Raw genomic sequence first — 20,760 nt, forward strand, 5'->3', positions numbered from 1 at the left:
CTGCGGACGGACCGTCATGTCTGGTACGGCATACCAGGGTAGACGCATTTCAGGCAGCCCCGACGGGCCATCGCCTTTGGTTCATCCCACAGTCAGCTCTTGTCTTCCCTGGAGGCCTTGACAACTTCCCTGGTCGCACAGGAAATTGACGCGCGTAGATGTACCGGGGCCCACGAGGTCCCCTTCCTCCACACATCCGGAGTTCCCGCCCATGCGCTCCTCGCATCCCCGTTCCGCCGCCGTCGCGGCCCTCGTCGCCACCGCGCTGGCCACCGGCCTGCTCGCGGGCACCGCCGACGCGGCCGAAGGCGCCGTGTCCGCCGATCCGATACGCATCCACGACATCCAGGGCACCACCCGGACATCCCCGCTCAACGGCAAGGCGGTCGCCGATGTCGAGGGCATCGTCACGGGCGTTCGTACCTACGGCTCGCGCGGATTCTGGATCCAGGACCCCGACGCCGACGACAACCCCGCCACCAGCGAGGGCATCTTCGTCTTCACCGGCTCCGCCCCGACCGTCGCCGTCGGCGACGCGGTCAAGGTCGCCGGCACGGTGGGCGAGTACGTCCCCGGTGGCGTCAACTCCGGCAACCAGTCGGTCACCCAGATAGCCAAGCCCACCGTCACGGTGGTCTCCTCCGGCAACGCGCTGCCCGAGGCCGTCGCCGTCAACGAGTACTCGGTACCGGCCGCCTACGCCCCGGCGGGCGACCCGGCCGCCGCCAACGGCATCAACGGCCTGACCCTGGAGCCCTCGCGCTACGCCCTGGACTACTACGAGTCCCTGGAGGGCATGAACGTCAAGATCGGCACCTCGCGCGTGGTCGGCGCAACCGACCCGTACAGCGAGATGTGGGTCACGGTGAAGGGCTGGGAGAACACCGCCAAGCGCGGCGGCACGCTCTACGGCTCGTACGAGTCCCAGAACACCGGCCGCCTCCAGATCCAGCAGCTCGCGCCGACCGCCCAGCAGCCGTTCCCGGTGGCCAACGTCGGCGACAAGCTGACCGGGACCACCGAGGGCCCCCTCGACTTCAACCAGTTCGGCGGCTACACCCTGGCCGCCCGCACCCTGGGCACCGTCAAGGCGGGCACCCTCGCGCCCGAGAAGACCAAGCCGCAGGCGGCGAACGAGCTCGCGGTGGCCACGTACAACGTCGAGAACCTCGACCCGACCGACCCGCAGACGAAGTTCGACAACCTCGCCAAGGCGGTCGTGGAGAACCTCGCCTCGCCCGACATCCTGGCCCTGGAGGAGATCCAGGACGACAACGGCGCCAAGAACGACGGCACCGTGTCGGCCGAGCAGACGCTGACGAAGTTCACGGCGGCCATCGCCGCCGCGGGCGGCCCCGCCTACCAGTGGCGTTCGATCAGTCCGGAGAACAACAAGGACGGCGGCGAGCCCGGCGGCAACATCCGCCAGGTGTTCCTCTTCAACCCGGCGCGGGTCTCCTTCACCGAGCGCGCGCCCGGCGACGCCGTGACGGCGACCGGGGTGACGACGGAGAACGGCAAGGCCGCCCTGACCCACTCCCCCGGCCGGATCGACCCGGCGAACCCGGCGTGGGCCGACAGCCGCAAGCCGCTGGCCGGCGAGTTCGTCTTCAAGGGCAAGACGGTCTTCGTCATCGCCAACCACTTCTCCTCCAAGGGCGGCGACGAGGGCCTGACCTCGGTCCACCAGCCCCCGGTGCGCTCCTCGGAGACCAAGCGACTGCTCCAGGCGCAGGCCGTGAACGGGTTCGTGAAGCAGCTGCTGGCGGCCGACAAGAACGCGTCCGTGCTCGCCGTCGGTGACATCAACGACTTCGAGTTCTCCGGCACCGCGCGGGCGCTGGAGGACGGCGGGGCGCTGTACTCGGCGATCAAGTCGCTGCCGAAGGCGGAACGTTACTCCTACGTCTACCAGGGCAACGCCCAGGTCCTCGACCAGATCCTGGTCAGCCCGGGCGTCAAGAACTACGCGTACGACAGCGTGCACATCAACGCCGAGTTCTCCGCCCAGAACAGCGACCACGACCCGCAGGTGCTGCGCTTCCGCCCGTAGCCCCTCCCCTGACCGCAGGGGGCCCGGCCGCCGTCCCGGCCGGGCCCTTTGCCATGCTCAGGTCACGGTCTTCCGCGTCGGCCGGCGCGGCGGCGGCGAGCCGGCGCGTACGGTAGGGGACTTTCGGCCCTGGCGTGACGCTCGCCACACACCTCCCGATTTCGGCCGGTTGTGGTGTTGAGTGTCTGCACGCCCGATCGTCCGCCCCGGCTCCGTACCGGCTCGTACCGTACGCACTCATCGGAGGACCGCGTGTTCCCCTCGCTCTCCCCCGCCCAGGAAATCGGCCTGGCCGTACTGCTCGTTGCGGCGCTCGTCTGGGTCCTCGGCCTCGGCCACATGCTGCGGGACAGCCGCTTCCACCACCCCGAGCACAGCGCCCACAACGGCCTCCCGGCCATCCCGGCGCAGCGCGGCGCCGGCGCGCACCCGATGGAGTCGGTGGAGCTGACGGAGGCGGAGGAGCAGGCCTTCGCGGGCCTGATCCGCAGGATCGCCCTGCACTGACGCGGCACCGCCCCGGCGCCCCCGGGCAGCGCCCCGGCCCCACGCACGAGAACGCCCCTCATCCCCGGCCGGGGATGAGGGGCGTCGCGCCGACGACCGGTGGCGAATCGGCCGCCGGCCACGGCGTTGGCCGGCTGATCAGCCGCCGGCCACAGGGGTGGGGCGTCAGTTGTGGCTGTGCAGGACCTCGTTCAGGCCGCCCCAGGCCGCCTTGTAGGGGCGGGCCTCGACGGCACCGGTGACCGAGTTGCGGCGGAAGAGGATGTTGTCGGCGCCGGAGAGCTCCAGGGCCTTGACGATCTCGCCGTCCGGCAGGGTCACGCGGGTGCCCGCGGTCACGTAGAGGCCGGCCTCGACGACGCACTCGTCGCCCAGGGCGATGCCCACGCCCGCCTCGGCGCCGATCAGGGTGCGCTCGCCGATCGAGATGATCTGCTTGCCGCCGCCCGAGAGGGTGCCCATGGTGGACGCGCCGCCGCCGATGTCGGAGCCGTCGCCGACCACGACGCCCGCCGAGATCCGGCCCTCGACCATGGAGGTGCCGAGGGTGCCGGCGTTGAAGTTGACGAAGCCCTCGTGCATGACGGTGGTGCCCTCGGCGAGGTGCGCGCCGAGGCGGACGCGGTCGGCGTCGGCGATGCGCACGCCCTTGGGGGCGACGTAGTCGGTCATGCGGGGGAACTTGTCGATCGAGGTGACCTGGAGGTGCAGGCCCTCGGCGCGGGCGTTCAGGCGGACGGTCTCGACCTGGTCGACCGGGACCGGGCCCAGCGAGGTCCAGGCGACGTTGGCCAGCAGGCCGAAGACGCCGTCGAGGTTCTGGCCGTGCGGCTTGACCAGGCGGTGGCTGAGCAGGTGCAGGCGCAGGTACGCGTCGTGCGCGTCCAGCGGCTTGTCCTCCAGGGAGGCGATGGCGGTGCGGACGGCTACGACCTCGACGCCGCGGACCGCGTCCGAGCGGATGGCCTTGGCCGCGGCCGCGCCGAGGAGCTCCACGGCCTGCTCGGCGGTGAGGCGCTCGGTGCCTGCCGGGCCGGGCTCGGCGACCAGCTCGGGGGCGGGGAACCAGGTGTCGAGGACGGTGCCGTCGGCGGCGATGGTGGCAAGTCCGGCGGCGACGGCGCCGGTGGTACGCGTAGCAGTCATATCCGAAACCTAACGGGCGACGGCCTTCGGTCGCGAACCGGTCTCATGTGCCGGTCGTACGCGTCGCCGCACCTCCCGCGCACCCGTGACCAGCACGATCCCCCCGGCAGCCGCGCCGAGCGCCGCGCACAGCGGCCACAGCAGGTCCGGCGCGGTGTCGTACAGGGCTCCGCCGAGGGGCGCGGCGAGGACGAACCCGCTGATGGAGACGCCCGCGTACAGGCTCTGGAACCGGCCGACGGCATGCTCGGGCGACTCGTCCGCCACGTACGCCATGGCGGTGGTCTTGTAGAGGATCTCCCCGAACGTGAGGAGCAGCATCATCGCCACGGCCGTCGCGGCGCCGACCCCGGCCAACAGCATCGCGTAGCCGCCGCCCACCAGCACCAGCCCGCCGCCGATGACGTGCAGCGGGGAGCGCCGGCGCAGGGCGAGGGCGGCGGGGATCTCCAGGAGCAGGATGACTGCGCAGTTGATCCCGATGAGCCACCCGTACGCGCGGGTGTCCAGACCGTGGTCGGCGAGGTAGACGGGGAAGGTCGTCAGGTGCTGCCGGTAGACGACGTCGATGACGGCGATCGCACCGAGCAGGACCAGTACGGCGGGCCGCGCACGCAGCTCCCGCCGCAGCCCCCCGCGGCCCGGACCCCCGTCCCGGGCCGCGGGAGGGGCGGTGGCGGCCCGGGCAGGGACGACCCGGGCGGTCCAGAGGGCGAAGACGAGGGTGCCGAGGCCGTCCGCGACGAAGAGCCAGTCGTACGAGAGTGCGGTCGCGACGAGGGCTCCGAGGGGTCCGCCCACCGCGAAGCCGCCGTTGGACAGGCAGCGGGTGACGGCGAAGGCCTGGCGGCGGGAGCCTTCCGGCACGGTGACGGCGACCAGCGCGGAGTTGGCGGCGCGGATCACCCCGGAGGCGTACTGGGCGAGCGGCAGCAGGAGCGCCAGCAGGAGGGTGGGGACCGCCGGCAGGGCGACGAGGGCGGATCCCCCGAGGGCCGAGGCGGCGAGCAGCACCCGGCGGTGGCCGAAGCGGTCGCCGTACCAGCCGCCGGTGAAGTTGCCCGCGACCAGGCCGATGCCGCCGATGCCGACGACCAGGCCGGCCCCCGTGGCGTCGAGGCCGCGCGGGCCGGTCAGGTAGGGGAAGACGAAGACGACCGTGAAACCGGCGACGGCGTTGACGAAGATCCCCGCAGCCAGCAGCCACACAACCCTCGGTACGTCCTTGAGCCCCTGCAGCACACCCGTGTCCCCCTGCGCCCGGCTAGTAAGTTCCCTTTAGGAACGGACTATGTCAGCATGACAGCCTGGGGTCAACGGACAAAGGAGTGCCATGGCCCAGCGCACACACCTCGGCGACGCGGACTGTTCCATCGCCCAGGCCCTCGACGTCGTGGGCGACTGGTGGACGCTGCTGATCGTGCGCGACACCGCGCGCGGTCTGCACCGCTTCGACGAGCTCCAGCGCGAGCTGGGCATGTCGCGCAAGGTGCTCGCCGAGCGGCTGAAGCTGCTCGTCGAGGCCGGGGTGCTGACGCGCACGCCGTACCAGGAACGCCCGGTGCGGCACGAATACCGGCTGACCCCGCGCGGGCGGGGCCTGCTCCCGGTCCTGGTCGCCCTCCAGGACTGGGGCGACGCCTGGATCCTGGGAGAGGGAGAGATGACGGCGACGACCGAGGAGTCCTCGAAGGAGGCCGCACGGGTGCACGCGCTGCGCGGCACCCGGCTGCCGGAGCTGCTGCTGCCGGACCGTTTCGGCGAGCTCCGTGACCCGGTGGCGGACACTGCGTTCACGGTCCTGTACTGCTTCCCCGGCGCGTACGCCCGGAGCGAGTCCTATCCGCCCGGCTGGGCCGGGATCCCCGGCGCGAAGGGGTGCACGCTGGAGTCGTGCACCTTCCGCGACCAGCTCGCGGAGTTCACCGCGGCCGGCGCCACCGTCCACGGGGTCTCGACCCAGCGCCCGGACGAGCAGCGGGAGTTCGCGGAGCACGAGCGGCTGCGCTTCCCGCTCCTCTCGGACGCGGAACTGGACCTGGTGACGGCCCTGCGACTGCCGACCTTCCGCGCGGGCGGGGTGAGCCGGATGAAGCGGCTGACGCTGGTCGTGGACCGGGAACGCACGGTGCGCGAGGTGTTCTACCCGATCGGGGACATCGAGGCGAGCGTCGCCGCGGCCCTGGAGGCGGTCCGCTCCGCACCCCGAGCAGCGGCCGCCTCCGGCACGATGCCATCGCGCCGCCCGTGACGGCGGCTCACGTCCGTGCCGCTCACGGCCGGCGGGGCAGGCCCAGGACCCGGGCGAGGATCTCGCGGGCGTACGCCTCCTCGTACGGCGAGTCCGTCAGCAGGACCTGGAGGCAGATGCCGTCCATCACGGCCACCAGTGCCCGCGCCGTCACCGGATCGGTGTGTTCCGCCAGCGCGTCGGCCACCGACTCCAGCCACTCGGCCGCGACCGGCCGCAGCGCGGGCCGGCGCAGGGCGGCCAGGTAGAGCTCGTACTCCAGCTCCGCCCGCCCGCGGTCCGCCGCCAGGACCTCCCCCAGCAGCCGGGCCAGGGCGTCCGCCAGGTCCTCGCCCCCGCGCGGCGCGAACGCGGGCGCGTAGGCCTCGTTGGCCTGCCGGAGGGCCGCCACCATCAGATCGTCCAGGCTCTTGAAGTGGTAGGTCGTCGAGCCCAGCGGCACGTCCGCCTCGGCCGCGGCGCTGCGGTGGCTCAGCCCCGCGATCCCCTTGGCCCCCACCACCCGGATCGCGGCGTCGATGATCCGCTGCCGCCGCTCCGGGTCGTACCGGCGCGCTCCGGCGGCCATCAGTGGGCCGCTCCGCCGAGGTTCAGCAGGACCACCCCGGCGACGATCAGTGCGATCCCGGCGAGTTTCGCGGCGCTGGCGGCCTCCCCCATGAACACCATGCCGATGGCGGCGATGGCGGCGGTGCCGACTCCGGCCCAGATCGCGTACGCCGTGCCGACCGACATCGACTTCAGCGTCTGCGCGAGCAGGCTGAAGGCCACCACGTAGCCCAGCAGCGTCCCCAGCGAGGGCCAGAGCCTGGTGAACCCCTCGCTGTACTTCATCGCGGTGGTCCCGGCGACCTCGGCGGCTATGGCCGCCGCAAGCAGTACGTACGGCATGCGTACAACAGTACACATCGATGCGTACATATGTACACACGCAGACCCCGGGACACCCGCGGGGTTCGGGGCTACGGTGTCCCCCTCAGGGGACAGGGGGCCCGCGCATGGAGCGGCAATGGACCCACCGGGGCGGCGGCTGGCTGCCCCCACAACGGCCCCGGCCGGGCGTGGTGCCGCTGCGCCCGCTGGGACCCGGCGACATCCTCGGCGGCGCCGTCGCCGCCCTCTCCCGCTACGGCGGCCGACTGTGCGGGGCCCTGTTCCTCGGGCAGCTCGGCGCGGCCATGCTGGTCATCGCGGCGGCCGGAGCGGCCACGGTGGCCTCGCTCAGTCCCCGGGCCGGCAGCCGGGCCTTCGTCTGGGTGCTGTTCCCGGCGGCGGCCCTGTTCCTGGTCTTCACCTGCGCGCTGGCCACCGCCCTGATCGCGGTCCTGCTGCGCCCGGCGGTGCTCGGCCGCGCCGTCACCGCTCCCGGGCTGCTGCTGGCCGCGCTGGCCCGGATCCCGAGGGTCCTTGGAGCCCAGCTCCTGGCACTGGCGGCGGCCGCGGGCCCGGCCGCTGCCGCCCTCGCGGCGGGGCTGCCTCCGACGGTGCTGCTGCCCCTGGCTCCGGTCGCCCTGTGGCTGGGCGTGCTGTTCTCGCTGGCGCCCACCGCCGCCGGGTACGAGGGGCTCCACCCGGTGGCGGCCCTGCGCCGTTCGGCCCGGCTGGTGCGGGGGGCCTGGTGGCGCACCTTCGGCTGGACGGCCCCGGCCGTGGCCCTCACCGTCACGGCCGGGTACGCCCTGCCGTCGTGGTTCGGGCTGCCGGGCGCCCTGGCAGCCCTGGTCCTGCTGCCGGTCTTCCCGCAGCTCCCGGCGGGGCTCCTCTACGTGGACCGGCGGATCCGCCGGGAACACCTGGCGCAGGCCCTCACCGCCGAAGCCAACCCGTAGCGCCCCCGCTCGCTCGCGGCCCGCACGGGCTGCCGAGCCGAAGGGCCCTAAGAGAGCGTGAACCAGGCGGCCCGCGCCTTCTTCCACTCCGGGTGCGTCAGGTCCTTGGCCTCGGTGCCGTCGCCGTAGAGGTCGGCCGATCCGCTGTCGGTGACGAGCTGCACCCGGGCCCCGGGGACCGTCAGGTCGGGCACGTCCACGATGGCCTCCCAGCCGCCCGGGTCGGTGGTCGGCAGGTCGGCGCGCTTGACCGGGGCATGGCCGGGAACGCCGTCCCACTGGTAGAGGGCGTAGGGGTCGGAGTTGTCGTCGGCGGCCCAGGAACCGGCCAGGATCAGGTACTGGCCGGCCGCGTTCTTGCGGATGTCGCGGACCGCGAGCCCACCGAGGTCGAGCTCGATCCCGGCGCCGAAGACGGCCTTGGAACCGCTGGAGAGGACCTTGTCGAAGTTGGTGACGGGCACGAGCAGTGCCTTGCCGCCGGGCACGGCCGGGGCCAGCGGGGCACGGAAGCCCAGGTAGGCGGTGGTCGTGGACCCCGGGGCGAACTCCAGCCCCTCCACGTTGAAGCCGTCGATCTGCTTCGGCGCCTCGCCCGCGGCCGTCCCCGCCGCGAAGCCGTAGCGGTTGCCGTTCGCGGTGTCCCAGGCCACGAGGTCATCGCGGAGCTTCTTGTACGAGCGCCCGTACGCGAGCTGGGTCGCGGAGCCGGAGCCGCTCACCGTGGTGGTGAAGACGGTGTTGCGGGGAGCCTTGTACTCGCCGTCCTTGTTGTTGCCGAGCGAGCCGGTCCAGTAGATGGTGTCGCCGATCCGCGTCGCGCCCTCGATGTCCACCTCCTTGGTGACGCCGAGCTGGGAGCTGAAGTCCCAGGTCCTGACGGGTGCGGCGGAGCGGGAACGGTCGTACAGGCGCAGCACGTTGTTCTCGTCGTCGGCGACCACCGTGTAGCCGCCGCCGACGTCCACGGCCGCGGAGGAGTCGGAGGCGCCGCTGAAGTAGCGGGCGTCGGCCGGGTTCTGGACGGCGCCGGAGGCCGCGTAGGAGAGGGTCTTGGTGGCGCTCTTGCCGCCGAGCCCGCTCACCTTGATGGTGAGGTTGGCGTAGCCGCGGCCGCGCGCGGTGACGGCGAGGTGCCGCACGGCGCCGGCGCCGGTCACGGTGACGTCGCCGGTTCCGGCGACGGAGGCCTTGCTGGAGGCGGTGGCGCTGACGGTCAGCGCGGAGACGTCGGCCCCGCTCTGCCCCACGGTCACGTCCACGGTCTGGTCGCCGACCCCGCCGACGGCCCCGGACAGGTACGAGGCCGAGAGCGAGATGGTCGGCGTGCCGTAACCGACGGCCTGGGCCGGGGCGTTGAGGCCGGCCAGGAGGATCGCCGCGAGCGCGGCCGTACCCAGGTGCTTGCTGTTCATCGGTGTCCCCCACGGATCGGGCCGAGCGCGAACCACGCGGAGCGGGACTTCTTCCACTCCGGGTGCGTCAGGTCCTTGGCTTCGGTGCCGTCGCCGTAGAGGTCGGCGGCACCGCTGTCGGTGATGAGCTGTACGCGGGCGCCGGGCACCCGCAGGTCGGGCACGTTCACGATGGCCTCCCAGCCGCCGGGGTCGCCGGTCGGCAGGTCGGCGCGCTTGCGCGGGGCGTGGCCGGGGACCCCGTCCCACTGGTAGAGGGCGTAGGGGTCGGAGTTGTCGTCGGCGGCCCAGGAACCGGCCAGGATCAGGTACTGGTCCGCGGCGTTCTTGCGGATGTCGCGGACCGCGAGCCCGCCGAGGTCCAGCTCGATCCCGGCGCCGAAGACGGGCTTCTCGCCGGCCGCGAGGACCCGGTCCAGGTTGGTGACGGGCACGAGCAGTGCCTTGCCGCCGGGCACGGCCGGGGCCAGCGGGGCACGGAAGCCCAGGTAGGCGGTGGTCGTGGACCCCGGGGCGAACTCCAGCCCCTCCACGTTGAAGCCGTCGATCTGCTTCGGCGCCTCGCCCGCGGCCGTCCCCGCCGCGAAGCCGTAGCGGTTGCCGTTCGCGGTGTCCCAGGCCACGAGGTCGTCGCGGAGGCCCTTGTAGGCGGCGGTGAAGGTGACCTCGGTCGCGGCGCCCGAGCCGGTGATCCGGGTGGTGAAGACGGTGTTCCGTTCGGCCTTGTACTTGCCGTCCTTGTTGTTGCCGAGCGAGCCGGTCCAGTAGACGGTGTCGCCGACCCGGGCGGCGGCCTCGATGTCGGCCTCCTTCTTCACGCCCAGCGCGGGGCCGAGGTCCCAGGTCCTGACGGGCGCGCCGGAGCGGGAACGGTCGTACAGGCGCAGCACGTTGGACTCGTCGTCGGCGACCAGGGCGTAGCCGCCGCCCACGTCCACGGCGGCCGAGGCGTCGGAGGAGCCGGTCAGGTAGCGGGTCCCGAAGGCGGCGCCGGTCCGTGCCGAGGCGGCGTAGGAGAGGACGGCGGTGGCCGTCCGGCCGCCGCGGCCGGTAACGCGCAGCGTGAGGTCGGTGTACCCCTGCGCACGGGCCTGGACCGTCAGCCTGCGGTCGCCCTCCGGCGTGCGCTCCTGGCGTACGTCGCCCACCGCGGCGACGGCCGGGTTGCTGGAGGAGACCACCTGGAGCCGCAGGAACCCGGCCGGGACGCCGGCCTGCTCCACGTCGGCCGTGACGGTGGGGTCGCCGAAGGCTCCCACGGCGCCACTGAGGTGGTCGGCGGACAGGATGATCGTCGGAGCCGCGTATCCCGTGTCCGCGTGGGCGGGCACGGTCAGCCCGGCCAGGAGCAGGGCCGCGGCCCCGGCGGCGCCCACGGCGCCGCAGCGGCGGGCCGGTGAAAGGCGAACGGTCACGGGGGTTCCTCTCGTGTGCGCCGTCCCGTCAGGACGGCCATCGAGAAGATTCGGCCACCGTGGCCAACTCCTGGTGCACTTCACTTGTCGGGCCGGAGAACAGGGAGGGCCCCCGGCACGACCGTGCCGGGGGCCCTCTCACATACGCGTCGGTCAGACGTTGAACCCGAGCGCGCGCAGCTGCTCACGGCCGTCGTCCGTGATCTTGTCCGGGCCCCACGGGGGCATCCAGACCCAGTTGATGCGGAGTTCGTTGACGATGCCGTCCGTCGCCGACTTCGCCTGGTCCTCGATGACGTCCGTCAGCGGGCAGGCCGCCGAGGTGAGGGTCATGTCGAGGGTGGCGATGTTCGCGTCGTCGATGTGGATGCCGTAGATCAGGCCCAGGTTGACGACGTCGATGCCCAGCTCGGGGTCGACCACGTCGTAGAGGGCCTCGCGGACCTCTTCCTCGGTGGCCGGCTTGATCGACGCCTCGGGCGTCGCGTTCTCGGTCATGCCGTCTTCCTCTCCGCGTCGCCCAGCACCTGGGCGGTCGCGTCCTTCCACGCCATCCAGCTCAGGAGAGCACACTTCACGCGCGCCGGATACTTGGAGACGCCGGAGAAGGCGACCGCGTCCTCCAGCACCTCCTCCATGGCCTCGTCCGGCTCCAGCTTGCCCTTGGACTGCATCAGCTCCAGGAACGCGGCCTGGATCTTCTGCGCCTCGGCCAGCTGCTTGCCGACGAGCAGCTCGTTCAGTACGGACGCGCTGGCCTGGCTGATGGAGCAGCCCTGGCCCTCGTAGGAGACGTCGGTGAGCGTCTCCCCGTCGTACTTCACTCGCAGCGTGATCTCGTCGCCGCACGTCGGGTTGACGTGGTGCACCTCGGCGTCACCGTCGCGCAGGCCGCGGCCGTGCGGGTGCTTGTAGTGGTCCAGGATCAGTTCCTGGTACATCGAATCCAGCTTCACTGCGTCCTCGTCAGCCTCTGGTCGTCCGACTCTTCGTCATCCGAAGAAGTTCCGTACGTGCTCCAGCCCGTCGATCAGCGCGTCGACCTCGGCGGGAGAGGAGTACAGGTAGAACGACGCTCGCGTCGTCGCGGGAATTCCGTACCGCAGGCAGACGGGGCGCGCGCAGTGGTGTCCCACGCGGACCGCGATGCCCTGTTCGTCGAGCACCTGGCCGACGTCGTGCGGGTGGATGTCCCCGAGCGTGAAGGAGATCGCGGCGCCGCGGTCCTCGGCCGTGGTGGGGCCGATGATCCGCAGGTCGGGCACCTCCAGGAGGCGCTTGACCGCGTACTCGGTGATCGCGTGCTCGTGGGCGGCGATCTTCTCCATGCCGATCGAGGTCAGGTAGTCCACGGCCGCGCCGAGGCCGACGGCCTGGGCGATCGGGGGCGTACCGGCCTCGAACTTGTGGGGCGCGGGAGCGTACGTCGACGAGTGCATCGAGACGGTCTCGATCATCTCGCCGCCGCCCAGGAACGGAGGCAGGTCCTCCAGCAGCTCCTGGCGGCCCCAGAGGACGCCGATGCCGGTCGGGCCGCACATCTTGTGGCCGGTGAAGGCCACGAAGTCGGCGCCGAGGGCCTGGACGTCCAGCGGCATGTGCGGAGCGGCCTGCGAGGCGTCGATCAGCACCAGCGCGCCGACCTCCTGCGCGCGCCGGACGATCGCGTCGACCGGGTTGACCGTGCCCATGATGTTGGAGACCAGCGTGAAGGAGACGATCTTCGTCTTCTCCGTGATGACCTCTTCGATGTTGGACAGGTCGAGCCGGCCGTCGTCGGTGAGGCCGAACCACTTCAGCTTCGCGCCGGTGCGCTGCGAGAGCAGCTGCCACGGCACGATGTTGGAGTGGTGCTCCATCTCCGTGATGGCGATCTCGGTCTCGCGGTCGACCCGGTAGGGCTCCTCCGCCCAGCCGAGCATGTTGGCCACGAGGTTGAGCGACTCGGAGGCGTTCTTGGTGAAGATCACCTCGTTGCGGCTCGGCGCGTTGATGAAGGCGGCGACCTTGTCGCGGGCGCCCTCGTACAGTGCCGTGGCCTCCTCGGCGAGCACGTGCACGCCGCGGTGGACGTTGGCGTTGTGCCGCTCGTAGTACGCGTTCAGCGCGTCGAGCACCTGGCGCGGCTTCTGCGAGGTCGCCGCGTTGTCCAGATAAACGATCTTCTTCCCGTCGTGGACCACACGATCCAGCAGGGGGAAGTCCTTGCGGATCGCCTCGGTGTCGAGGAGGCCAGGCAGCTGTGTCACGCGGTCGCGCCACCCTTCACGTACTTGTCGTAGCCCTCGGCCTCCAGCTGGTCGGCCAACTCGGCGCCACCGGATTCGGCGATGCGGCCGTTGGCGAACACGTGCACGAAGTCGGGCTTGATGTAGCGCAGGATGCGCGTGTAGTGGGTGATCAGCAGGGTGCCGACCTCACCGGTCTCGCGGACGCGGTTGACGCCCTCGGAGACGATGCGCAGCGCGTCGACGTCCAGGCCGGAGTCGGTCTCGTCGAGGATCGCGATCTTCGGCTTCAGGAGCTCCAGCTGGAGGATCTCGTGGCGCTTCTTCTCACCGCCGGAGAAGCCCTCGTTCACGTTGCGCTCGGCGAAGGCCGGGTCCATCTGGAGCTGCTCCATCGCGGACTTGACCTCCTTCACCCAGGTGCGCAGCTTGGGGGCCTCGCCGCGGATGGCCGTGGCCGAGGTCCGCAGGAAGTTGGAGACCGAGACGCCGGGGACCTCGACCGGGTACTGCATGGCGAGGAAGACGCCGGCGCGGGCGCGCTCGTCGACGGACATCTCCAGGACGTCTTCGCCGTCGAGGGTCACGGTGCCACCGGTGATGGTGTACTTCGGGTGACCGGCCAGCGAGTACGCCAGCGTGGACTTGCCGGAGCCGTTCGGACCCATGATGGCGTGCGTCTCACCCTGCTTGACGGTGAGGTCGACGCCCTTGAGGATCTCGCGGGCGCCGTTCTCGGCCTCGACGGAGACGTGCAGGTCGTGGATTTCAAGCGTTGCCATGGATACCTCAGGACTCCTGGGTGAGGGAGACGAGCACGTCGTCCCCTTCGATCTTTACGGGGTAAACGGGTACGGGGCGGGTCGCGGGCAGACCGGAAGGCTTCCCGGTGCGCAGGTCGAAGGCCGACCCGTGCAGCCAGCACTCGATCATGCAGTCCTCGACCTCGCCCTCCGAGAGCGAGACGTTCGCGTGCGAGCAGATGTCGTTGATCGCGAACACCTCGCCCTCTGCACGGACGATGGACACCGGCGTGCCGTCGAGTTCCACCCGCTTGGGGGTGTTCTCCTCCAGCTCGCTCAGCGCACAGGCCTTGAGGTAGCTCATCAGACGGACGCCGCCAGCTCGGTCTCGATCTTGGCGAGCAGGCGCTCCTCGATGTCGTCGACACCGATCTGCTGGACGAGCTCGGCGAAGAAGCCGCGCACGACCAGACGGCGGGCCTCGTCGGCCGGGATGCCGCGCGCCTGGAGGTAGAAGAGCTGCTCGTCGTCGAAGCGGCCGGTGGCGGAGGCGTGGCCGGCGCCGACGATCTCGCCGGTCTCGATCTCCAGGTTCGGCACCGAGTCGACCCGCGCGCCGTCCGTCAGGACGAGGTTGCGGTTCATCTCGTAGGTGTCGGTGCCCTCGGCGCTCTTCTCGATGAGCACGTCACCGATCCAGACGGCGTGGGCGTCCTGACCCTGGAGCGCGCCCTTGTAGACCACGTGCGACTTGCAGTGCGGGGCGTCGTGCGTGACCAGGAGGCGGTGCTCCTGGTGCTGGCCGGCGTCCGTGAAGTACAGACCGAGCATCTCGGCCTCGCCGCCGGGGCCCGCGTAGGCGATCCGGGGGTGCAGTCGGACGAGGTCGCCGCCGAAGGTGACGACCACGGACTTGAAGCTCGCGTCGCGGCCGACCAGCGCGTTGTGCTGGGAGGTGTGGACGGCGGTGTCGTCCCAGTCCTGCACGGACACGAAGGTCACCTTGGCGCCGTCGCCGACGAGGATGTCGACGTTGGCGGCGCGGACGCCGTCACCGGTGTGGTCGATCACGATGATCGCCTCGGCGAAGGGCTTGATGTCGAAGACGGTGTGACCGAAGGTCGTGCCGCCCTCGCCGTGCAGCGCGACCCGGATCGGCTCGGCGAGCACGGTCTCCTTGGGCACGGTGACGACCGTGGCCTTGGCGAAGGAGGAGAAGGCCTGCGCGGAGACGCGGTCGACGGGGGTACCGGCCTTGCCGATCCGCTCGTCGCCGCGCTCGACCGACTCGACCGTCACGCCCTCGGGCGCGTCGATCTGGGCCTTCATGGTGCCGTCGGCGACCGCGGTGCCGTCGTGCAGGCCCTTGAGGCGGGCGAGCGGGGTGAACCGCCACTCCTCCTCGCGGCCGTTCGGAACCGGGAAGTCGGCCACGTCGAAGGACGGCGGCGCGCTCATCCGGGTGGCGACGGTGGACTCGGCGGCCACCGCGATCGCGCCGGCGGTGGTGGAGCCCGCCGGGATGTTCTGAGCCTCAGCCATGGCTGTCGTGTTGCTCGCTCTCTTAAAAAACGCTGCCTACGTCAAAGAATGTGCTGGATGCCGGGCGGCGGCCGGGATTAGCCGACCGAGCCCTCCATCTGCAGCTCGATCAGCCGGTTGAGCTCCAGGGCGTACTCCATGGGCAGCTCGCGCGCGATGGGCTCGACGAAGCCGCGCACGATCATGGCCATGGCCTCGAACTCCGTCAGACCGCGGCTCATCAGGTAGAAGAGCTGGTCGTCGGAGACCTTGGAGACCGTGGCCTCGTGGCCCATGGAGACGTCGTCCTCACGGACGTCCACGTACGGGTACGTGTCCGAGCGGGAGATCGTGTCGACCAGGAGCGCGTCGCAGAGCACGTTGGACTTGGAGCCGTGGGCGCCCTCGCCGATCTCGACCAGGCCGCGGTACGAGGTGCGGCCGCCGCCTCGTGCCACCGACTTGGAGACGATGTTGGAGGAGGTGTTCGGCGCCATGTGGACCATCTTGGAGCCGGCGTCCTGGTGCTGGCCCTCGCCCGCGAAGGCGATGGAGAGCGTCTCGCCCTTGGCGTGCTCGCCCATCAGGTAGACGGCCGGGTACTTCATGGTGACCTTGGAACCGATGTTGCCGTCGATCCACTCCATGGTCGCGCCCTCGTACGCCACGGCGCGCTTGGTGACCAGGTTGTAGACGTTGTTCGACCAGTTCTGGATGGTCGTGTAGCGGCAGCGGCCGCCCTTCTTCACGATGATCTCGACCACGGCGCTGTGCAGCGAGTCCGAGGAGTAGATCGGGGCGGTGCAGCCCTCGACGTAGTGGACGTACGCGTCCTCGTCGACGATGATCAGCGTCCGCTCGAACTGGCCCATGTTCTCCGTGTTGATACGGAAGTAGGCCTGGAGCGGGATGTCGACCTTCACGCCCTTGGGGACGTAGATGAAGGAGCCGCCGGACCACACCGCGGTGTTCAGCGACGCGAACTTGTTGTCGCCGACCGGGATGACCGTGCCGAAGTACTCCTGGAAGAGCTCCGGGTGCTCCTTGAGCGCGGTGTCCGTGTCGAGGAAGATGACGCCCTGCTCCTCCAGGTCCTCGCGGATCTGGTGGTAGACGACCTCGGACTCGTACTGGGCCGCGACACCGGCGACGAGGCGCTGCTTCTCCGCCTCCGGGATGCCGAGCTTGTCGTACGTGTTCTTGATGTCCTCCGGCAGGTCCTCCCACGAAGCGGCCTGCTTCTCGGTGGAACGCACGAAGTACTTGATGTTGTCGAAGTCGATGCCGGAGAGGTCGGAACCCCAGTTGGGCATGGGCTTCTTGCCGAACAGCTTGAGGCCCTTGAGGCGGAGGTTCAGCATCCACTCCGGCTCGGACTTCTTCGCCGAGATGTCGCGGACGACCTCCTCGGACAGACCCCGCTTGGCAGCGGCACCGGCCGCGTCGGAGTCGGCCCAGCCGTATTCGTAGGTGCCCAGGCCATCGAGCTCAGGGTGAGCAGTCTCCGTGGTCATGCGGGGTTCCTCCCGGCCGTTCTTGCAGATACTGATGTGTCGGTCTGTGTGGCGCTTCGCGGAATGAACGTGGTGCACACCCCGTCGCCGTGGGCGATCGTGGCGAGGCGCTGCACATGCGTCCCGAGCAGGCGCGAGAAGACCTCGGTCTCCGCCTCGCAGAGCTGCGGGAACTGCTCGGCGACGTGTGCGACCGGGCAGTGGTGCTGACAGAGCTGTTCACCGCTGTGCGGACCGGGAGCGCTCTTCGCCGTAGCAGCGTACCCGTCCACGGTCAACGCCCTGGCAAGGGCCTCGGCGCGGTCCGCGGGGGCGGCCGCGTCGACGGACTCCCGGTAGGTCTGCGCCTGCGCCTCCATGCGCGCCTTGGCGAAGGCGGCGACGGCCGCCTCCCCCTGCTCGCCCCCGCCGACGGACTGCGCGATCCAGCGCAGGGCGTCCGCGGCGAGGGTGTCGTAGGACTGGTCGAAGGCGTCGCGGCCGCAGTCGGTGAGCGCGAAGACCTTGGCGGGCCGGCCCCGGGTGCGTGCGCCGTACACGCGCTGCTCACGGGGTGCGACCACGTCGTCGGCGACGAGCGCGTCGAGGTGGCGGCGGACGGCGGCCTGGGTGAGGCCGAGACGCTGCGCGAGGTCGGCGACGGTGGAGGGGCCGTGGTCCAGGATGGACCGCGCGACCCGGTTGCGGGTTGACCGCTCCCCGGTCGCGAGCTCCCCCTGAGGGGCCTCGCTCATCCGTTCGCCGTATTTCACAACGCCATTGTTGCGTAATTAAGCGAGCTCCGACAAGCCGTGACGGAGGCCACGCCTGGTGGCATCCATCACTAAGGGTTACCTAATTTGTCGACGGAGAGTGAAACGGAGCGGATCGATCCGCATTCATGCCGAGCCCCTCCGGGGAACCGGTAAAGGGCTCCCACCAGCGAGCCTCCACCCACACCGTGGCCGGAAGCGGTGAACGCGAGATTCGGGAAAAGATCACGGAAACAGACTGGGCCGACCGTGACCGCAGGACCGAAAAGAACCGTGTCCGCGGCGCGATGTTCGAATCCGAACGCCACGAAAACCGCCACCGGCGGCCGCAGGACGGACATTCCGGCCGCTCCCCCGCGGGGCCCGCGGGCCCCGCGGGAACGGTGGAGGTCACCGTCCGCCGGGCCCCTGACCCCTCACCCCCAGGATCGGGGACCCCCCGGCGGCCTCCGTAGACTCACCCACCATGAGCAACGACCCCGCCGTGGAGATCCGCGGACTGGTGAAGCGGTACGGCACCAAAACCGCCGTGGACGGCCTCGACCTCACCGTCCCCCGCGCCCGCGTCACCGCGGTCCTCGGCCCCAACGGCGCGGGCAAGACCACCACCGTGGAGACCTGCGAGGGCTACGTCCGCCCCGACGCCGGCACCGTCCGCGTCCTCGGTCTCGACCCGGTCGCCCGCGCCGAGGCCCTGCGCCCGCGGATAGGCGTCATGCTCCAGTCCGGCGGGGTCTACTCCGGCGCCCGCGCCGTGGAGATGCTCCGCCACGTGGCCAGGCTCCACGCGCACCCGCTGGACGTGGACACCCTCGTGGAACGCCTCGGCCTCGGCGGCTGCGGCCGCACCCCCTACCGCCGGCTCTCCGGCGGCCAGCAGCAGCGGCTCGCCCTGGCCCTGGCCGTCGTCGGCCGCCCGGAGCTGGTCTTCCTGGACGAGCCCACCGCCGGCCTCGACCCGCAGGCCCGCCGCGCGACCTGGGACCTCGTACGGGAACTGCGCTCCGACGGGGTCACCGTCGTCCTCACCACCCACCACATGGACGAGGCCGAACAGCTCTGCGACGAGGTCGCCATCATGGACGCCGGCCGGGTCATCGCCCACGGCAGCCCCGAGGAGCTGTGCCGCGGCGGCGCCGAGAACACCCTGCGCTTCACCGGCCGCCCCTCCCTCGACCTCGCCTCCCTCCTCAAGGCCCTGCCCGACGGCACCCAGGCCGCCGAGCTCACCCCGGGCGCCTACCGGGTCACCGGCGAGGTGGACCCGCAGCTGCTGGCCACCGTCGCCTCCTGGTGCGCCCAGCACGGGGTGCTGCCCAGCAGCCTCTCGGTGGAGCGGCACACCCTCGAAGACGTCTTTCTGGAGCTCACCGGTAAGGAGCTGCGTCCATGAGCGCCGGTACGTTCACCCCCCGCCCGGGGGCCGCGCCCGTGTCCCGCATGATCGTCGCGCAGACGGCACTGGAGACCCGGATGCTGCTGCGCAACGGGGAGCAGCTGCTGCTCACCGTGATCATCCCGGCGCTGCTGCTGACCCTGTTCTCCGCCGTGGACATCGTGGACACGGGTGCCGGGAAGTCCGTCGACTTCCTCGCGCCGGGCGTCCTCGCGCTCGCCGTGATGTCCACCGCCTTCACCGGGCAGGCCATCGCCACCGGCTTCGACCGCCGCTACGGGGTCCTCAAGCGGCTCGGGGCCTCCCCGCTGCCGCGCTGGGCGCTGATGACCTCCAAGACCCTGTCGGTGCTGGTCACCGAGGTCCTCCAGGTCGCCCTGCTGACGGTGATCGCCCTCGCGCTGGGCTGGTCCCCGCAGGGGAACCCGCTGTCGGTCGCCGCCCTGCTGCTGCTCGGTACGGCCGCGTTCTCCGGGCTCGGACTGCTCATGGCGGGCACCCTCAGGGCCGAGGCCACGCTGGCCGCCGCCAACCTGGTGTTCCTCCTCCTGTTGGTCGGCGGCGGGGTGATCGTGCCGCTGGAGAAGTTCCCCGGCGCCGTGCAGTCCGCGCTGGGACTGCTGCCGATCTCGGCCCTCTCCGACGGCCTGCGCGAGGTGCTCCGGCACGGGAGCGCGCTGCCCTGGGGCGACGCGGCGGTCCTGGCCGTCTGGGCCGTGCTGGGACTGGGCGCCGCCGCGAAGTTCTTCCGCTGGGAGTGAATCCCGTCCGCCGTGCGTTGGTCAGGCGGGAGGTTGACCGCCTCCCCTCATCGATGACACACGACGATCGGGACCCCGGGGGACGGGCATGGCGCAGCGGGAGGCCGTTCTGCGGCTGGACGAACAGTGGGCGCGGATCCGCTCGGGGGCCGCGCACGCGGATCCCGAGGAGGGCGACCGGCTGCTGGCCGAGCTGATCGGGGCGCTGCGCGAGCCCGCCCGGACCGATGCCGACTGCGCGGCCCGGCTCGGGCTGCGCCTGGGGGACCTCGCGGCCCGCCGGTTCACGGCCGGGGACCGGGCCGGGGCGCTGGCCGCCATCGAGGAGGGGCTGCGGCACGCGCGGCAGGCCGCCGGGCACGCGCCGGAGTACGCCCGGTGGTACGCCCGGGGTCTGATCAACCAGGGGGTCTGGCTGGCCTGGCCGCTGAGCGACGCGGACCGGCTGCCCCGGTATCCGCTGGGCGCGGGCGGCGAGAGCGGCCCGAGCACCATGGAACGGGCGGCCGGGGAGCGTGCCCGCGATCTGACCCGGGCCGCCGTGGAGGTGTGGGCCTCCCTCGACCAGCACGACCCCGTCAACCGGCGGGGGCTCGCGCAGGCCAAGGTCTTCCTCGGGGACCGCCTCGCCGAGCTGGGCTTCGCCTCCGACGCGGTCGCCTGGGCGGTGGACGCCGAGGCCGGTTTCCGCCGGATGCTGCTCGCCGCCCCCGCGCCCGAGGAGGCGCAGGAGGCCGAGGAGGCCCTGGACCACATCGGCCGCCAGCTGGAACTGCGGCTGCGCTTCCTGACCTTCGAGTCGCTGGCAGGCCTGCGGACCGAGGGGCTGCTGCCGGAACGGCTGCTCCCGCAGGCGGTGGTGGCGGCCCGGATCCAGGGCGTGGCGGAGGCGGAGATCGCCGCCCGGCTGGGGCTGGACGCCGAGCAGGTGGTGACGATGCTGGAGGTCACGCCGTGGCTCGCGGTGTGGCGGATCGAGGTGCGCGGGCCGGACGGGCTGTGGGCCGCGCAGCCCGCGCCGTGGCGCGACTCGGCGGAGGTGAGGAACCGGACGGCAGAGGACGTTACGGCCGAATTGGTACGGGGGTTCATGGACTCCGCGGCCTACCCGGGCGACGGCGCGCTGTGGCGGGTCCGCGTCTGGTGGCACGCGGAGGGCGACCCGGCCGGAGCCAGGTTCCGCCTGGTCATCGGGCCGGACTCACCCGCCGCCACCCCCTCGTGAAAGT

The 20,760-nt window shown here is 71.5% G+C and carries 21 protein-coding genes; 7 read left to right on the top strand and 14 right to left on the bottom strand.

What is annotated here, in order from left to right:
* The first annotated feature begins 211 nt into the window (after positions 1–211).
* Together ACEPPI_RS12505 and ACEPPI_RS12510 are read left to right on the top strand one after the other, a co-directional pair.
* Positions 212–2,053 carry an endonuclease/exonuclease/phosphatase family protein gene (locus ACEPPI_RS12505; RefSeq protein ID WP_373915295.1) on the top strand — a complete coding sequence of 614 codons (1,842 nt, stop codon included), beginning with the start codon at positions 212–214 and terminating at the stop codon, positions 2,051–2,053.
* A 252-nt stretch (positions 2,054–2,305) separates the two neighbouring features.
* A complete protein-coding gene (locus ACEPPI_RS12510; protein WP_373915296.1) occupies positions 2,306–2,560 on the top strand; it encodes a hypothetical protein in 255 nt (84 codons plus the stop codon).
* Between the two features lie 165 nt (positions 2,561–2,725).
* Here the strand turns inward: ACEPPI_RS12510 and dapD are convergent, their stop codons facing one another.
* Both dapD and ACEPPI_RS12520 read right to left on the bottom strand, forming a co-directional pair.
* Positions 2,726–3,706: a 2,3,4,5-tetrahydropyridine-2,6-dicarboxylate N-succinyltransferase gene (dapD, locus tag ACEPPI_RS12515; protein ID WP_371679105.1), complete on the bottom strand. Its 981-nt coding sequence runs from the start codon at positions 3,704–3,706 to the stop codon at positions 2,726–2,728.
* Positions 3,707–3,715: 9 nt separating this feature from the next.
* Positions 3,716–4,945 (bottom strand): MFS transporter, encoded by a 1,230-nt coding sequence (locus ACEPPI_RS12520; protein WP_373915321.1) that lies wholly within the window; start codon positions 4,943–4,945, stop codon positions 3,716–3,718.
* Between the two features lie 94 nt (positions 4,946–5,039).
* On the opposite strand from ACEPPI_RS12520, the gene ACEPPI_RS12525 reads away from it, so the two are divergent.
* On the top strand, positions 5,040–5,957 hold the full coding sequence (locus ACEPPI_RS12525; protein ID WP_373915297.1) for a winged helix-turn-helix transcriptional regulator: 918 nt from the start codon (positions 5,040–5,042) through the stop codon (positions 5,955–5,957).
* Between the two features lie 22 nt (positions 5,958–5,979).
* On the opposite strand, the gene ACEPPI_RS12530 is transcribed toward ACEPPI_RS12525, so the two are convergent.
* Both ACEPPI_RS12530 and ACEPPI_RS12535 read right to left on the bottom strand, forming a co-directional pair.
* The gene (locus ACEPPI_RS12530) at positions 5,980–6,525 is read right to left on the bottom strand and encodes a TetR/AcrR family transcriptional regulator (protein WP_373915298.1); all 546 of its coding nucleotides are present in this window, start codon (positions 6,523–6,525) and stop codon (positions 5,980–5,982) included.
* Positions 6,525–6,848: a multidrug efflux SMR transporter gene (locus ACEPPI_RS12535; RefSeq protein WP_373915299.1), complete on the bottom strand. Its 324-nt coding sequence runs from the start codon at positions 6,846–6,848 to the stop codon at positions 6,525–6,527. Before ACEPPI_RS12535 ends, ACEPPI_RS12530 begins: the two co-directional genes overlap by 1 nt.
* Before the next feature lie 107 nt (positions 6,849–6,955).
* Between ACEPPI_RS12535 and ACEPPI_RS12540 the strand changes: the two genes are divergently transcribed.
* Positions 6,956–7,786, top strand: a complete 831-nt coding sequence (locus tag ACEPPI_RS12540) for a hypothetical protein (RefSeq protein ID WP_373915300.1) — start codon at positions 6,956–6,958, stop codon at positions 7,784–7,786.
* A gap of 47 nt (positions 7,787–7,833) precedes the next feature.
* Here the strand turns inward: ACEPPI_RS12540 and ACEPPI_RS12545 are convergent, their stop codons facing one another.
* From ACEPPI_RS12545 to ACEPPI_RS12590, 10 genes are all read right to left on the bottom strand, one after another.
* Entirely contained in the window at positions 7,834–9,201 is a 1,368-nt protein-coding gene (locus ACEPPI_RS12545) for a hypothetical protein (RefSeq protein ID WP_373915301.1), read from the bottom strand.
* Positions 9,198–10,616, bottom strand: a complete 1,419-nt coding sequence (locus tag ACEPPI_RS12550; RefSeq protein ID WP_373915302.1) for a hypothetical protein — start codon at positions 10,614–10,616, stop codon at positions 9,198–9,200. Before ACEPPI_RS12550 ends, ACEPPI_RS12545 begins: the two co-directional genes overlap by 4 nt.
* Before the next feature lie 153 nt (positions 10,617–10,769).
* Positions 10,770–11,114 carry a metal-sulfur cluster assembly factor gene (locus tag ACEPPI_RS12555; protein WP_030388904.1) on the bottom strand — a complete coding sequence of 115 codons (345 nt, stop codon included), beginning with the start codon at positions 11,112–11,114 and terminating at the stop codon, positions 10,770–10,772.
* A complete protein-coding gene (sufU, locus tag ACEPPI_RS12560; protein ID WP_373915303.1) occupies positions 11,111–11,572 on the bottom strand; it encodes a Fe-S cluster assembly sulfur transfer protein SufU in 462 nt (153 codons plus the stop codon). Before sufU ends, ACEPPI_RS12555 begins: the two co-directional genes overlap by 4 nt.
* Before the next feature lie 36 nt (positions 11,573–11,608).
* The gene (locus ACEPPI_RS12565; RefSeq protein ID WP_373915304.1) at positions 11,609–12,865 is read right to left on the bottom strand and encodes a cysteine desulfurase; all 1,257 of its coding nucleotides are present in this window, start codon (positions 12,863–12,865) and stop codon (positions 11,609–11,611) included.
* Complete coding sequence (gene sufC / locus ACEPPI_RS12570; RefSeq protein ID WP_053785807.1) at positions 12,862–13,626, bottom strand: Fe-S cluster assembly ATPase SufC; 765 nt, start codon at positions 13,624–13,626, stop codon at positions 12,862–12,864. The genes ACEPPI_RS12565 and sufC overlap by 4 nt, the downstream gene beginning before the upstream one ends.
* A 7-nt stretch (positions 13,627–13,633) precedes the next feature.
* Entirely contained in the window at positions 13,634–13,951 is a 318-nt protein-coding gene (locus ACEPPI_RS12575; protein ID WP_030237129.1) for a bifunctional 3-phenylpropionate/cinnamic acid dioxygenase ferredoxin subunit, read from the bottom strand.
* Positions 13,951–15,129, bottom strand: coding sequence for a Fe-S cluster assembly protein SufD (gene sufD, locus ACEPPI_RS12580; protein ID WP_373915305.1), 1,179 nt, complete (start codon positions 15,127–15,129; stop codon positions 13,951–13,953). The genes ACEPPI_RS12575 and sufD overlap by 1 nt, the downstream gene beginning before the upstream one ends.
* A gap of 77 nt (positions 15,130–15,206) precedes the next feature.
* Positions 15,207–16,622 (bottom strand): Fe-S cluster assembly protein SufB, encoded by a 1,416-nt coding sequence (sufB, locus tag ACEPPI_RS12585; RefSeq protein WP_351816417.1) that lies wholly within the window; start codon positions 16,620–16,622, stop codon positions 15,207–15,209.
* On the bottom strand, positions 16,619–17,356 hold the full coding sequence (locus ACEPPI_RS12590; protein ID WP_373915306.1) for a helix-turn-helix transcriptional regulator: 738 nt from the start codon (positions 17,354–17,356) through the stop codon (positions 16,619–16,621). The genes sufB and ACEPPI_RS12590 overlap by 4 nt, the downstream gene beginning before the upstream one ends.
* 484 nt (positions 17,357–17,840) lie before the next feature.
* Between ACEPPI_RS12590 and ACEPPI_RS12595 the strand changes: the two genes are divergently transcribed.
* From ACEPPI_RS12595 to ACEPPI_RS12605, 3 genes are all read left to right on the top strand, one after another.
* Positions 17,841–18,767, top strand: a complete 927-nt coding sequence (locus ACEPPI_RS12595; RefSeq protein ID WP_373915307.1) for an ABC transporter ATP-binding protein — start codon at positions 17,841–17,843, stop codon at positions 18,765–18,767.
* Positions 18,764–19,531 (top strand): ABC transporter permease, encoded by a 768-nt coding sequence (locus ACEPPI_RS12600; protein ID WP_373915308.1) that lies wholly within the window; start codon positions 18,764–18,766, stop codon positions 19,529–19,531. Before ACEPPI_RS12595 ends, ACEPPI_RS12600 begins: the two co-directional genes overlap by 4 nt.
* Positions 19,532–19,619: 88 nt before the next feature.
* A complete protein-coding gene (locus tag ACEPPI_RS12605; protein ID WP_373915309.1) occupies positions 19,620–20,756 on the top strand; it encodes a hypothetical protein in 1,137 nt (378 codons plus the stop codon).
* The last annotated feature ends 4 nt before the right edge of the window (positions 20,757–20,760 follow it).

This window comes from Streptomyces sp. AB3(2024), assembly GCF_041862025.1.
Lineage (GTDB): Bacteria > Actinomycetota > Actinomycetes > Streptomycetales > Streptomycetaceae > Streptomyces.